This window comes from Streptomyces sp. NPDC004732 (genome assembly GCF_040609235.1).
GTDB lineage: Bacteria > Actinomycetota > Actinomycetes > Streptomycetales > Streptomycetaceae > Streptomyces.
Genome location: NZ_JBEXJR010000008.1, coordinates 397090 through 410383 on the forward strand (window position 1 = coordinate 397090; position 13294 = coordinate 410383).

Below are 13294 nucleotides of genomic sequence, written 5' to 3' on the forward strand. Positions count from 1 at the left end.
GTGGTCCCGCCCCCGGTCGGTGGCGGGGCCACGAAGCGGTGTCGCAGCCCCGAAGCGTTGCGGTTCGGCCGATCCGCTACTCCGGCTTGTGGTCGGGCCCGCCGAAGTCGGGGCTGGAGAAGTCGGGGCTCGAGTAGCTCGGCCGCGGCCCCGTCCGGCCGCCGTCCGGGCTGCTGAATCCCGGCCGGTGATAGCCGAGTTGCGGCATGCGGCCGTTGGCTGCCGAACCGCTCGGGTGCACTGACGGCGTGCGGGCGGCGGATGCACCGCCCGGCTCCGTCAGGGCCTCGCGCAGGAACGGCACGATGCCCCGGTCGAGGAGCGCCTGGCCCCAGGCTTCCCTGGCGCGGGACACCGCCTCGTACCGCTCGCCGTGCAGATCTGCCTGGAGCGAGGTGGAGCCGTTGCGCAGGGCGGTCAGGAGCAGACCGCCCGCGGCGACCAGGATGCCCCCGGCGGTGAGCGCGCCGAACAGCCATCCCGCGGTGAGCAGGGTGTCCGCGAAGGCGGGCTCGGGGTTGAGCATCTTCAGGATGTAGCCGACGAGCAGGAAGATCGCGGCGGCCGTCCCCGCGAGGACGGGTGCGAGGACCGCGACGACCGCGATCGCCCCGGCTCCCGCTGCTGCCGGCTCGGCTACCTCGCCCATCGTGGTGGCGAGGCTGACGCCGCCGGAACCCGACTCCGCGGCGCTCTGTCCGCTCCCTTCGCGGATCGAAGTGGACGTCGGTCGAGGTTCGCGCAACTCCTCGCGAACCTTCACGTAGTGCGCGTACTCGGTCGCGGCAGCGGCCGTGATCAGTGCTGTCGCGTTCAGGGCCATGGTGCGCAGTTGTTCGGTGTTGAGCCGCTGGCCCACTGCGGCGAGTTCGGGACGGTCTGGTGCGGTGCGCAGCGCCTCATCGAGGATCCGCTCGTACTCGGGGCGGTCCTCATTGAGCAGGTGTGGAGCGCTGTTCATGTGCATCCCCCGATGCTCCGTAGGGCTGAGGCTCGCATGGCTACGAGCCGTTGGGCAGAAACGGAGGGGAGCCTGCTACGGATAAGCCGATGGTAGAGCCGTGACGGCACGCGGTGACAGGGGGTTTCCGGAAATTGCCCCCCTGGCCAGCGTGATCGTGTAGGGGGGCACCTGCCCAGAGAACGCTCAGATACCCAGGGGGAGTTGGCAGACCAGTAGCTTTCCGGCCATGGTCACTCCGCCGTCCATGGCGATGGCCAGACCGTCGGCGTAGACGTGCGGGCCCTCGATGACCGGGCCGCCGCCGTCCGACTCGTCCTCGGAGCCGACGTCCCCCAGGAGGTAGGGGATGGGGCTGTGACCGTGGACGATGCGTGTGCCGCCGTACATGTCGAGAAGTTCGCGGACGGCCGAGGGGCCGGACTCGTCGCGGAACGCGAAGCGCTTGGTGAACTTGCGGAAGAGGTCCCAGCATTCGTCGGCGTCGTTGCGCGTAAGTGTCTCGCGGATGGTGTCGTTCACCGCCTCGATCGAGTCACCGTAATCCAGATAGGCGGTTGTGTCGGAGTGCACGAGCAGGTGGCCGTCGGCCTCCTCCATCGCGTCGAGGCGGGCCATCCACTGCAGGTGGTGGTCCTCCAGACGCTCCATGTCGGTCTTCTGCCCGCCGTTCAGGAGCCAGGCGGCCTGGAAGGTGGCGGTGCCCGCGCCGGAGTTCACCGGGGTGTCCCCGAAGCGCTTGGCGCCGAGCAGGAGCAGCTCGTGGTTGCCCATGAGGGCCTTGCAGTAGCCGCCGGCGGCGGCGGCCTCCGCGGACAGCCGCATCACGAGGTCGATGACGCCGATGCCGTCGGGCCCGCGGTCGGTGAAGTCACCGAGGAACCACAGGCGCGCATTGCCCGCGGACCAGTTGCCCTCGGCGTCGATGAGGCCCTGCTCCTGGAGGGCCGCGACGAGCTCGTCCAGATAGCCGTGCACATCCCCGACGACGAACAGGGGGCCGTGCTCCTCGCTCACCCGCGGCTGCGGGGGCTCCGGCATGACCTGCACCTGGACGGTGTCGCCACGGTTGATGACGGGCAGATCGCGCTGGGTGGGGGTGTACCCCTCGTCCGGCGCCACGCCCTGAGTCCCTGGGCTCACCGGAGCGGGAACGGTCGTCTCATGGACGTACGCGGGTACGCGGAAGTCGCGAAGCGTCGCCGTCCGCACATCGGGTCCCTGACCGGCCCCCTGAGTCATCGACCCCTCCACCACCATTGCGCCGCATCTGCACCGAGATCGGACTGCTTGGTCGCAGCGGCCCGCGGTGTCGTCCGCCCATCATAGGAATGCGGCTCCCGCTGTGTGGTGCACCAGGGGTGGTGAATCGGTGCCGGACCCCGGTTCACCGCGCTTTTCTCCCGAATTGGGCAGAGGTTTCCCCGCTGGTGGCGGGGAGTATGCCGACCTCTGCCCGGGCCGGGAGTGTGGACGGGAGCGATCAGCCGGAGCCGGGCGAGCGGGGCGGGCTGACCGTCGTGCGCGGCGGACGTCGCTCGGACGAGGTGCGCACGATCAGTTCGGTCGGTATCACCTGCTCGACGGGACGCCCCGAATCGAGGCCCTCGATGGCGTCGATGAGGAGCTGGACGACGGCTGTGCCGATGCGCCGCGGCTTGAGCGAGAGCGTGGTGATGGGCGGTTCCGTGGTGGCGTACACCGTCGACTCGCTGCAGCAGACCAGCAGCAGGTCGTCGGGGACGCGCAGGCCGTACCGCCGGGCGGCGGCGAGCAGATCGGTGCCGTTGGGGTCGAAGAGGCCGTAGACGGCGTCGGGGCGGTCGGGCCTGGCGAGCAGGCGGTCGGCGGCGACGGCGCCCGCGCAGGGGTCGTGCGCGGGATAGGACTCGTAGACCGGGTCCTGCCCGACGCGTTCGCACCAGCGCAGATAGGCCGTCGTGGACAGATGGGTGTACGTGTCCGTGGTGGTGCCGGTGAGTAGGCCGATCCGGCGTGCGCCGGCGGCGGCCAGGTGGTCGAGGATCTCCAGGACCGCGGCCTCGTGGTCGTTGTCGACCCAGGCGGTGACCGGCAGGGAACCTGCCGGGCGGCCGTCGGAGACCACCGGCAGGCCCTGTCGGACCAGCTCGCTGACCACGGGGTCGTGGTCCGAGGGATCGACGACCACGGTGCCGTCGAGTGCGACGTTGGACCACACGTCGACGGGGCTGCGACGGGAGGTGGCGGGGAGGATGACCAGGGCGTATCCCCTGGCGAGGGCGGCCGAGGTGGCGGCTCTGGCCATCTCGGCGAAGTAGGCGAACTCGGTGAAGGTGAAAGGTTCATCCCCGTACGTCGTCACGGTCAGGCCGATGAGGCCGGACTTGCCGGTACGGAGGGTGCGGGCCGCTGCGGACGGGCGATAGCCCAGCCGCTCTGCGACTTCGCGGACGTGGCGTCGGGTGGCGTCGGGCAGCCGACCCTTGCCGTTTAGGGCGTCGGAGACAGTCGTGATGGAGACACCGGCTGCGGCGGCGACGTCTCTGATGCCCGCTCGACTCTGCCGGTTACCCCGGCGTGCGGTCTCCGCTCGGCTCACCTGGTGCTTCCCTGCTGCTGTCATGGCGAGCCGATAGTAGGGCTCATGAGGGTGGGTAGCAGGGGCGCATATTCACTCGTTGACAGGCACGTTTCTGCATGGCAGAAGAGGGGCAATCGCCTTGGAATGCAAGGGAGTTGAACGGTTCGATGGGTAGCTGCCCCTGATCGTCGCGCGCGGGCCTGCCAAAGGTGCCAGGTCTCGAAGAGGTCTCAACTCACCTTCACGAGGGACGCGCGCCACGGAGCGAGCCACCGGCGCATGGGGGAGCACGGGGCGCTCCCCCTTCTGCGCGCGCCTTCGGCGGGAGCGGAGGCGGGAAGTTCGGACGCCGATGTCGGAAGTCCGGACGCCGATGTCGGCAGCCCATTCGCAGCGGCGCCGAATCCTCATAAGGTAAGCAGTATTCGAACTGGTGTGACTGACAAGAGTGTGACTGGCCACGAGGAGGACTGCGGTGAGCGAGAAGAACCCGAGGCTGCGCGCCGAGCTTGAGGGGGTCCCCACCTACAAGCCGGGGAAGCCCGCGGCGGCGGACGGCCCGGCGGCCTACAAGCTGTCCTCCAACGAGAACCCCTATCCGCCGCTCCCCGGCGTCATGGAGAGCGCGCTCGCCGCTGCCGGGTCCTTCAACCGCTACCCCGACATGGCCTGCACGGCCCTGATGAGCGAGCTGGCCGACCGCTTCGGGGTGCCCGTCTCGCACATCGCCACCGGTACCGGTTCCGTCGGGGTCGCCCAGCAGCTGCTGCAGGCCACCTCGGGTCCGGGCGACGAGGTGATCTACGCGTGGCGCTCCTTCGAGGCGTACCCGATCATCACGCAGGTGAGCGGCGCCACGTCGGTGCGGGTGCCGCTGACGGACGGCGAGGTGCACGACCTCGACGCGATGGCTGACGCCATCACCGACCGCACCCGGCTCATCTTTGTCTGCAACCCCAACAACCCCACGGGCACCGTGGTCCGCAGGGCCGAGCTCGAGCGGTTCCTCGACCGGGTGCCGAGCGACGTCCTGGTCGTCCTGGACGAGGCGTACCGCGAGTTCATCCGGGACCCCGAGGTGCCGGACGGCATCGAGATCTACCGCGACCGTCCGAACGTCTGTGTGCTGCGTACGTTCTCGAAGGCGTACGGACTCGCGGGCCTGCGCGTCGGCTTCGCGGTCGCCCATGAGCCGGTGGCCGCCGCGCTGCGCAAGACGGCGGTGCCCTTCGGTGTGAGCCAGCTCGCGCAGGACGCGGCGGTGGCGTCGCTGCGCGCCGAGGACGAGCTGATGGGCCGGGTCGGTTCGCTGGTCGGCGAGCGCACGCGGGTGGTCGAGGCGCTGCGGGGGCAGGGCTGGACGGTGCCCGAGACGCAGGCGAACTTCGTGTGGCTGCGGCTGGGGGACCGTACGACCGACTTCGCTGCGGCGTGCGAGAAGGCCGGCGTGGTCGTGCGGCCGTTCGCGGGTGAGGGGATGCGGGCCACGATCGGCGAGACCGAGGCCAACGACATCTTCCTGCAGGCGGCTGAGGCCTTCCGCAAGGAGCTCTAGCCCGCCCCTTGGGCGGTGGCGTCGTTGAAGTCCCAGGAAGGCCTCGGGTGACCCCCCGGGGCCTTCTTTCGCGTTCCTGTCGGTAAGGGACCCCCCCTTCGGGTTCCGGCAGTCAGTACGACATAATGCTTGTGAATGTGAACGCGTTCACAAGCGTGTCCCGGTTCCTCCGGAGATCAGTGGGATAAAAGGGGCAAACTGCCGCTGTGACCACGGCGAGTAAGGAGTTGACGCAGTGGACCTGGCTCTAGCGCCGGAGACCCTGGCGCGATGGCAGTTCGGCATCACGACCGTCTACCACTTTCTGTTCGTCCCCCTGACGATCTCGCTCGCCGCCCTGACGGCGATCCTCGAGACGGCATGGGTGCGGACGGGCAAGGAGCACTACCTCAGAGCGACGAAGTTCTGGGGAAAGCTGTTCCTGATCAATATCGCCATGGGTGTCGTCACCGGCATCGTGCAGGAGTTCCAGTTCGGCATGAACTGGTCCGACTACTCCCGCTTCGTCGGTGACGTATTCGGGGCGCCGCTCGCCTTCGAGGCGCTGATCGCCTTCTTCTTCGAGTCGACCTTCATCGGCCTGTGGATCTTCGGCTGGGACAAGCTGCCGAAGAAGCTGCACTGCGCGACGATCTGGATCGTTTCCATCGGCACCGTCCTGTCGGCGTACTTCATCATCGCCGCCAACGCCTTCATGCAGCACCCGGTCGGCTACAAGATCGTGGAGCGGGACGGCACCAAGCGCGCGGAGCTCACCGACTTCGCGAAGGTGCTCTTCCAGGAGACGACACTCGTCAACTTCTTCCACGTCATCTCGGCGGCCATCCTGGTCGGCGGCGCCTTCATGACCGGCATCGCCATCTTCCACCTGCGCAAGAAGCAGCACATCCGCACCATGCGGATGTCGATGCGACTCGGCCTGGTCACCGCCTTCGTCGGCACCCTGCTCACCGTCGTCAGCGCCGACACCCTCGGCAAGGTGATGTACGAGCAGCAGCCGATGAAGATGTCGGCCGCCGAGGCGCTGTGGGAGACCGAGAAGCCCGCGCCGTTCTCGCTCTTCGCGTACGGAGACGTGGCCAAGGGCCACAACGACGTCGCCATAGAGGTGCCCGGCGTCCTGTCCTTCCTCGCCAAGAACAACTTCAACGCCGAGATCCCCGGCATCAACGACCTCAACAAGCAGGCGCAGGAGAAGTACGGGCCCGGTGACTACCGGCCCAACATCCCCACCGCCTACTGGTCGTACCGCTGGATGATCGGCTTCGGCGGGGTCTCGATGGCGCTGTGCACCGCGGGCCTGTGGCTGACGCGGAAGAAGTTCTGGCTCGCGCCCGAGCACCGCACCGGTGCGGACGACATCCCCAAGCTGATGCTCACCAAGAACAAGGAGCTCGCGCCGAAGCTCGGCAACTGGTGGTGGAAGCTCTCGCAGTGGACGTTGATCTTCCCCCTCATCGGCACCGCCTGGGGCTGGATCTTCACCGAGACGGGGCGGCAGCCCTGGGTGGTCTACGGAGTCCTGCGCACCCGGGACGCGGTCTCGCCCGGTGTCTCGCAGGGTGAGGTGCTCACCTCGCTGATCGGGTTCACGCTGATCTACGCGATCCTCGCCGTGATCGAGGTGAAGCTGCTGCTCAAGTACGTCAGGAAGGGCCCGCCCGAGCTGACGGAGGCGGACCTGAACCCGCCCACCAAGATCGGCGGCCCCGGCTCGGGCAAGGACTCCGACGCGGACTCCGACTCCGATTCCGACCGGCCCATGGCCTTCTCTTACTGAAGGAAGGAGTGACGAGGACATGGAACTTCACGACGTCTGGTTCGTACTGATCGCCGTCCTGTGGATCGGCTACTTCTTCCTGGAGGGCTTCGACTTCGGGATCGGCATTCTGACCAAGCTGCTCGCCCGTGACCGGGTCGAGAAGCGGGTCCTCATCAACACCATCGGTCCCGTCTGGGACGGCAACGAAGTGTGGCTGCTCACCGCGGGCGGCGCGACCTTCGCCGCCTTCCCCGACTGGTACGCGACGCTCTTCTCCGGCTTCTACCTGCCGCTGCTGATCATCCTGATCTGCCTGATCGTGCGCGGTGTCGCCTTCGAGTACCGCGCCAAGCGGCCGGAGGAGCGCTGGCAGACCAACTGGGAACACGCGATCTTCTGGACCTCGCTGATCCCGGCGGTCCTGTGGGGCGTGGCGTTCGGCAACATCGTGCGGGGCGTGAAGATCGATGCCCACAAGGAGTACGTGGGCAACTTCTGGGACCTGCTCAACCCGTACGCGATCCTCGGCGGGCTCGTCACCCTGACGCTGTTCACCTTCCACGGCGCGGTGTTCGCCTCGCTCAAGACGGTGGGCGACATCCGGGTGCGGGCGCGGAAGACGGCGCTGGGCCTTGGTCTGATCACCGCCGTCCTCGCGCTCGGCTTCATGATCTGGACCCAGGCCGACAAGGGCGACGGCAAGAGCCTGGTCGCGATGATCGTGGCAGTGGTCGCCCTGGTGGGTGCCATCGCGGCGATCAAGATCGGGCGCGAGGGCTGGTCGTTCGCGCTGTCGGGGATCACGATCGCGGCGGCCGTCGCGATGCTCTTCCTGACGCTCTTCCCGAACGTCATGCCCTCGTCGCTGAATGAGGAGTGGAGCCTCACGGTCACCAACGCCTCGTCCAGTCCGTACACGCTGAAGATCATGACCTGGTGTGCGGGCGTCGCGACGCCGGTCGTGCTGCTCTACCAGTCGTGGACGTACTGGGTGTTCCGCAAGCGGATCGGCACGCAGCACATCGCTGACGCCGCGCACTGAGGCCGTTCACCAAGCCTGTTGAAGGGTGTGTTTCACGTGAAACCGATCGACCCGCGCCTGCTTCGGTACGCCCGCGCCACTCGCTTCTTCCTCGTTGCGGTGGTGGTCCTTGGGGTGGCCGGGGCGGGCCTGGTCGTCGGGCAGGCGATGCTCATCGCCGAGATCGTGGTGGGCGCCTTCCAGGAAGGCCGCTCCGTAGGTGACTTGGGCACACCGCTGGTGCTGCTCGCCGTGGTGGCGGCGGGGCGGGGGCTGGTCTCCTGGCTGACCGAGCTCGCCGCTCACCGGGCGAGCGCGGCGGTCAAGTCGGAGCTGCGGGGGCGGCTCCTGGAACGGGCGGGGGAGCTCGGGCCGGGGTGGCTGACCGGTCAGCGGACCGGTTCGCTCGTCTCGCTCGCGACGCGCGGCGTGGACGCGCTCGACGACTACTTCTCGCGCTATCTGCCGCAGTTGGGGCTCGCGGTGGTGGTGCCGGTGGCGGTGCTCGCCCGCATCGTCACCGAGGACTGGGTGTCGGCGGCGATCATCGTCGTGACGCTGCCGCTCATCCCGGTCTTCATGATTCTGATCGGCTGGGCCACGCAGAACCGGATGGACCGCCAATGGCGGCTCCTCTCGCGGCTGTCGGGCCACTTCCTGGACGTGGTGGCGGGGCTCCCGACCCTGAAGGTGTTCGGCCGCGCCAAGGCGCAGGCCGAGTCGATCCGCAAGATCACCGGTGAGTACCGGCAGGCCACGATGCGGACGCTGCGCATCGCCTTCCTGTCGTCGTTCGCCCTGGAACTGCTCGCGACGATCTCGGTCGCGCTGGTCGCGGTGACCATCGGCATGCGGCTCGTGCACGGCGAGATGGAGCTGTACGACGGCCTCGTCGTCCTGGTCCTCGCCCCCGAGGCCTACCTGCCGCTGCGCCAGGTCGGTGCGCAGTACCACGCGGCGGCGGAGGGGCTCTCGGCCGCCGAGGAGATCTTCGAGGTCCTGGAGACCCCGGTGCCGGCCGCCGGGACCGGGGCGGCGCCTTCGGGTGTCCTGAGCGTGGAGGGCGTGACGGTCCGGTATCCGGGGCGGTCGTCCGACGCCGTCTCCGGGGCGTCCTTCGAGGTGGCACCCGGGGAGACCGTGGCGCTCGTCGGGCCCAGCGGGGTGGGCAAGTCGACGCTTCTGAACGTGGTGCTCGGCTTTGTGCGGCCCGCCGAGGGGCGGGTGTGCGTCGGGGGCGTCGACCTGGCGGAGGTCTCGCCGGAGCGGTGGCGCGAGCGGGTCGCGTGGGTGCCGCAGCGGCCGCACCTGTTCGCCGGGACCATCGCGGAGAACGTGCGGCTCGCGCGGCCCAACGCAGACGGTGCGCAGGTGCGGGACGCCCTCCGGGACGCGGGCGCCCTGGAGTTCGTGGACGCGCTGCCCGCCGGGGCGGAGACCCTCCTCGGGGAGGACGGCGCCGGGCTGTCCGCCGGGCAGCGGCAACGGCTCGCGCTGGCCCGGGCGTTCCTCGCGGACCGGCCTGTGGTGCTGCTCGACGAGCCGACGGCGGCGCTGGACGGCGGCACCGAGGCGGGCGTGGTCGAGGCGGTCCGGCGGCTGGCCGTCGGGCGGACCGTGCTGCTGGTCGTGCACCGGCCCGCGCTGCTGGCTGTCGCCGACCGCGTCGTACGGCTGGACGCCACCGCCACCGCCACCGCTGAGACCTCCCGGCGCCCGGGGACGGATCCGGTTGTGCTCGGCGGAGACGATGTGGCCGGTGGTCCTGAGAGTGGCCCGCTGAGCGGTTCGGTGAGTGGTCCGGCCCTGGACCCGGCGGCCTCCCGGTCGAGGGGCGGGGTCCTGGCCAGGGTCCGGGACGCCGCGCAGGCACGGCGCGGTCAGCTGGCGCTCGCACTGCTCCTGGGCAGCCTCGCGCTCGCCAGCGCCGTCGGCCTCATGGCCACCTCCGGGTGGCTGATCTCGCGGGCCTCGGAGCAGCCCCCGGTGATGTACCTGATGATCGCCGTGACGGCGACCCGCGCCTTCGGCATCGGCCGCGCCGTCTTCCGGTACGCCGAGCGCCTCGTCTCGCACGACGCCGTGCTGCGGATGCTCGCCGACACCCGGGTCGCCGTCTACCGGCGCCTGGAGCGGCTCGCTCCGGCGGGCCTGCGCGGGGCCCGGCGCGGCGACCTCCTCTCCCGGCTGGTCGCCGACGTCGATGCCCTTCAGGACTACTGGCTGCGCTGGCTGCTCCCCGCCTCCGCGGCGGCCGTCGTCGGCGCCGGAGCCGTCGGGTTCACCGCCTGGCTGCTGCCCGAGGCGGGTGCCGTGCTCGCCGCCGGACTGCTCGCAGCGGGCGTCGGCGTGCCGCTGGTGAGCGGCGCCGTGGCCCGTCGCGCGGAGCGGAAGCTGGCTCCCGCGCGCGGGGTGCTCGCCACGCGCGTGGCCGATCTGCTCACGGGAACCGCCGAGTTGACTGTCGCCGGCGCGCTGAAGCGGCGTACGGCCAAGGCGGGCGAGGCCGATGCCGAGCTGACCCGCATCGCTTCCCGCGGCGCCACCGCGACCGCGCTCGGCGACGGGCTCGGCGCCCTCTTCACCGGGCTCACCGTGGCCGCGGCCGCGCTCGTCGGCGTGCAGGCAGTCCACGACGGGCGGCTCGGCGGCGTCGCCCTCGCCGCGGTCGTCCTCACCCCGCTCGCCGCCTTCGAAGCGGTGCTGGGGCTGCCGCTCGCCGTGCAGTACCGCCAGCGGGTCAGGAAGAGCGCTGAGCGCGTCTACGAGGTCCTCGACGCCCCCGTGCCGGTACCCGAGCCCGCCGAGCCCGCTCAGGCGCCGCAGACGCCCTTCCCGCTCCGTGTCGAGGGGCTGCGCGCACGCCACGAGGGGCAGGACCGGGACGCGCTCGCGGGCGTCGGCCTCACGCTGGAACAGGGACGGCGGATCGCCGTGGTCGGCCCCTCCGGATCCGGCAAGACGACGCTGGCGCAGGTGCTGCTGCGGTTCCTCGGCACCCAGGAAGGGACGTACACGCTCGGCGGCACCGACGCGGCCGCGCTGGACGGCGACACCGTGCGCGGCATGGTCGGGCTGTGCGCCCAGGACGCCCACATCTTCGACAGCTCGGTGCGCGAGAACCTGCTGCTCGCCAAGAAGGACGCCACGGACGCGGAGCTGCGCGACGCCCTGGAGCGGGCGCGGCTCGACGGCTGGGCCTACGCGCTGCCCGACGGTCTCGACACGCTCGTCGGCGAGCACGGGGCGCGGCTCTCCGGAGGACAGCGGCAGCGTCTCGCGCTGGCCCGCGCGCTGCTCGCCGACTTCCCCGTCCTCGTACTGGACGAGCCCGCCGAACACCTCGACCTGCCGACCGCCGACGCCCTGACCGCAGACCTGCTGGCCGCGACCGAGGGGCGCACGACGCTGCTCATCACGCACCGGCTCGCCGGGCTCGACGCCGTGGACGAGGTGCTCGTCCTGGACGCGGGCCGGGTGGTGCAGCGCGGCACGTATGCGGAGCTGACGGCGGAGGAGGGGCCGCTGCGGCGGATGCTGGACGTGGAGCGGGCGGCGGATCTGCTGGTGGCCGGGTGACGACGGTGGCCAGGCGTATGCGGTTTCGACTTTCCCCTGTAAATAGGACTTACTAGGCTCAAAGGCATGTCAGCACCCTCGGCCTCCGCCGATTCCCCGCCCCCCGACGGCTCACCGGACACGGTGGAGGCGGCGGCGCGGGCGACCCGCAGCCTCCAAGGTCTTTCGCCCGAGCTGACGTCACGGGTGCCGCAACTGCTCGAAGCCATGCGGTCGGTCGGCACCGGGCTCGAACTGCACATCACCCTGGACCGCATCTGCGAGACCGCCGCCGAGCTCGCGGACGCCCACTACGCGGCGATCGGCGTCGTCGACGAGGACGGCGAGGGCCTCTCCGACTTCGTCTACCACGGCATCGACGGAGCGACCGCGGAACGGATCGGGCGCCTGCCGGACGGCCACAAGGGCCTGCTCGGCGCCCTCATCCACCAGCCGCGGACGCTGCGCCTCGCTGATCTCTCCGCCGACCCGCGCTCCTGCGGCTTCCCGGCCCACCACCCGCCGATGCGCTCGTTCCTCGGCGTCCCCATCCGCGTCCAGGGAGAGATCTTCGGAAACCTCTATCTGACCGAGAAGCGCGACGGGGCGGAGTTCAACGACTACGACGTGCACATGGTCCGGGTGCTCGCCACGGAGGCGGGCATCGCCATCGGCAACGCACGCCTGTACGAGGCCGCCAAGCAGCGTGAACGGTGGATCGACGGCTCCGTGGCGGTCACCACCGCGCTGCTGTCCGGCAGCGACGCCGAGGAGGCGCTCTCGGTCGTCGCCGAGCAGGCCAGGCACCTCTCGGACTCGGCCGCGGGCATCGTGCTGCTGCCCGACGACGAGGGCGGCATGGAGATCGTCGCGGTCTCCTCGGACGAGCCCAACGGGGCACTGGGCGTGATCGTCCCTCCGGAGAGCCGCATCGTCGCGGACCTCCTCGAAGGAGAGGCGGTCTTCATCGACGACGCGGCGTCCGACCCGCGCATCATGACCGAGATCGCCCGCGCCTACGGCCCCGTCATGATGCTGCCGCTGCAGAGCGACGGCCGGGTCCTCGGCACGCTGGTGACGCCCCGCGCGCGTGGGGCACGTCCTTTCAGCGAGGCCGAGCGGACCCTCGCCACCCAGTTCGCCTCGCAGGCCGCACTCGCGCTGATGATGGCCGAGGCCCAGCGGGACCGGGAGCGGCTCGCGGTGTACGAGGACCGCGACCGGATCGCCAGGGACCTGCACGACCTCGTCATCCAGCGGCTGTTCGCGACCGGGATGATGCTGGAGAGCGCGCAGCGCAGGTCGGTCGTGCCGGAGGTGCAGGTCGGTGTCGGCAGGGCCGTCGACGAGCTGGACGTGACGATCCAGGAGATCCGCACGGCGATCTTCGCGCTGCAGCAGGGGCCCGCCGAGGCGCCGTCGGGGCTGCGCACCCGCGTCCTGCGCGAGATCAACATGGCTGCCGTCCCGCTGGGCTTCAAGCCCTCGCACCACTTCGTGGGTCCCGTCGACGCGGTGGTCGGTGAACTGACGGGCAAGAACCTCATCGCGGCGCTGCGGGAGGCGCTGTCCAACGCCTTCCGGCATGCGCAGGCCGCCCGCATCGACGTCGTGGTCGACTCGACCGTGGTCCTTCCCGACGGGCAGCACGGCGTGCGCCTGACCGTCGCCGACGACGGCGTGGGCATCGCGGAGGGCGGCCGTCGCAGCGGCCTGAAGAACCTCAAGCGGCGCGCCGAGTCGCTGGGCGGCGACAGCTGGTACGGGCCGGGCATCGGCGAGGAGGGCGGCGGTACGAAGGTGGTGTGGGAGGCGCCGTACTGAGCGTGTGCGGCGGGCACGGCGGGGAGGCCCTGTTCGGCGGTATGCGTCTG

General features: G+C 70.4%; 8 protein-coding genes. 5 read left to right on the plus strand and 3 right to left on the minus strand.

From position 1 onward, the window contains the following. Positions 1 to 76 precede the first annotated feature (76 nt). From ABZV77_RS25655 to ABZV77_RS25665, 3 genes are all read right to left on the minus strand, one after another. The gene (locus ABZV77_RS25655; protein WP_356261157.1) at positions 77 to 967 is read right to left on the minus strand and encodes a hypothetical protein; all 891 of its coding nucleotides are present in this window, start codon (positions 965 to 967) and stop codon (positions 77 to 79) included. Positions 968 to 1147: 180 nt separating this feature from the next. Next, the gene (locus ABZV77_RS25660) at positions 1148 to 2203 is read right to left on the minus strand and encodes a metallophosphoesterase (RefSeq protein WP_356261160.1); all 1056 of its coding nucleotides are present in this window, start codon (positions 2201 to 2203) and stop codon (positions 1148 to 1150) included. A gap of 241 nt (positions 2204 to 2444) precedes the next feature. Then, positions 2445 to 3566, minus strand: coding sequence for a LacI family DNA-binding transcriptional regulator (locus ABZV77_RS25665; RefSeq protein WP_055565761.1), 1122 nt, complete (start codon positions 3564 to 3566; stop codon positions 2445 to 2447). 433 nt (positions 3567 to 3999) lie between these two features. Here ABZV77_RS25665 and hisC point away from each other — a divergent pair, with 433 nt between their 5' ends. The 5 genes from hisC (at position 4000) to ABZV77_RS25690 (ending at position 13244) form a co-directional block, all read left to right on the plus strand. Next, entirely contained in the window at positions 4000 to 5079 is a 1080-nt protein-coding gene (hisC, locus tag ABZV77_RS25670; protein ID WP_356261163.1) for a histidinol-phosphate transaminase, read from the plus strand. Between the two features lie 235 nt (positions 5080 to 5314). Further along, positions 5315 to 6859: a cytochrome ubiquinol oxidase subunit I gene (locus ABZV77_RS25675; protein WP_356261166.1), complete on the plus strand. Its 1545-nt coding sequence runs from the start codon at positions 5315 to 5317 to the stop codon at positions 6857 to 6859. 19 nt (positions 6860 to 6878) lie between these two features. After that, a complete protein-coding gene (gene cydB, locus ABZV77_RS25680; RefSeq protein WP_356261169.1) occupies positions 6879 to 7883 on the plus strand; it encodes a cytochrome d ubiquinol oxidase subunit II in 1005 nt (334 codons plus the stop codon). Positions 7884 to 7919: 36 nt separating this feature from the next. Continuing rightward, complete coding sequence (cydD, locus tag ABZV77_RS25685) at positions 7920 to 11441, plus strand: thiol reductant ABC exporter subunit CydD (RefSeq protein WP_356261172.1); 3522 nt, start codon at positions 7920 to 7922, stop codon at positions 11439 to 11441. 66 nt (positions 11442 to 11507) lie between these two features. Then, positions 11508 to 13244: a GAF domain-containing protein gene (locus ABZV77_RS25690; RefSeq protein ID WP_356261175.1), complete on the plus strand. Its 1737-nt coding sequence runs from the start codon at positions 11508 to 11510 to the stop codon at positions 13242 to 13244. The last annotated feature ends 50 nt before the right edge of the window (positions 13245 to 13294 follow it).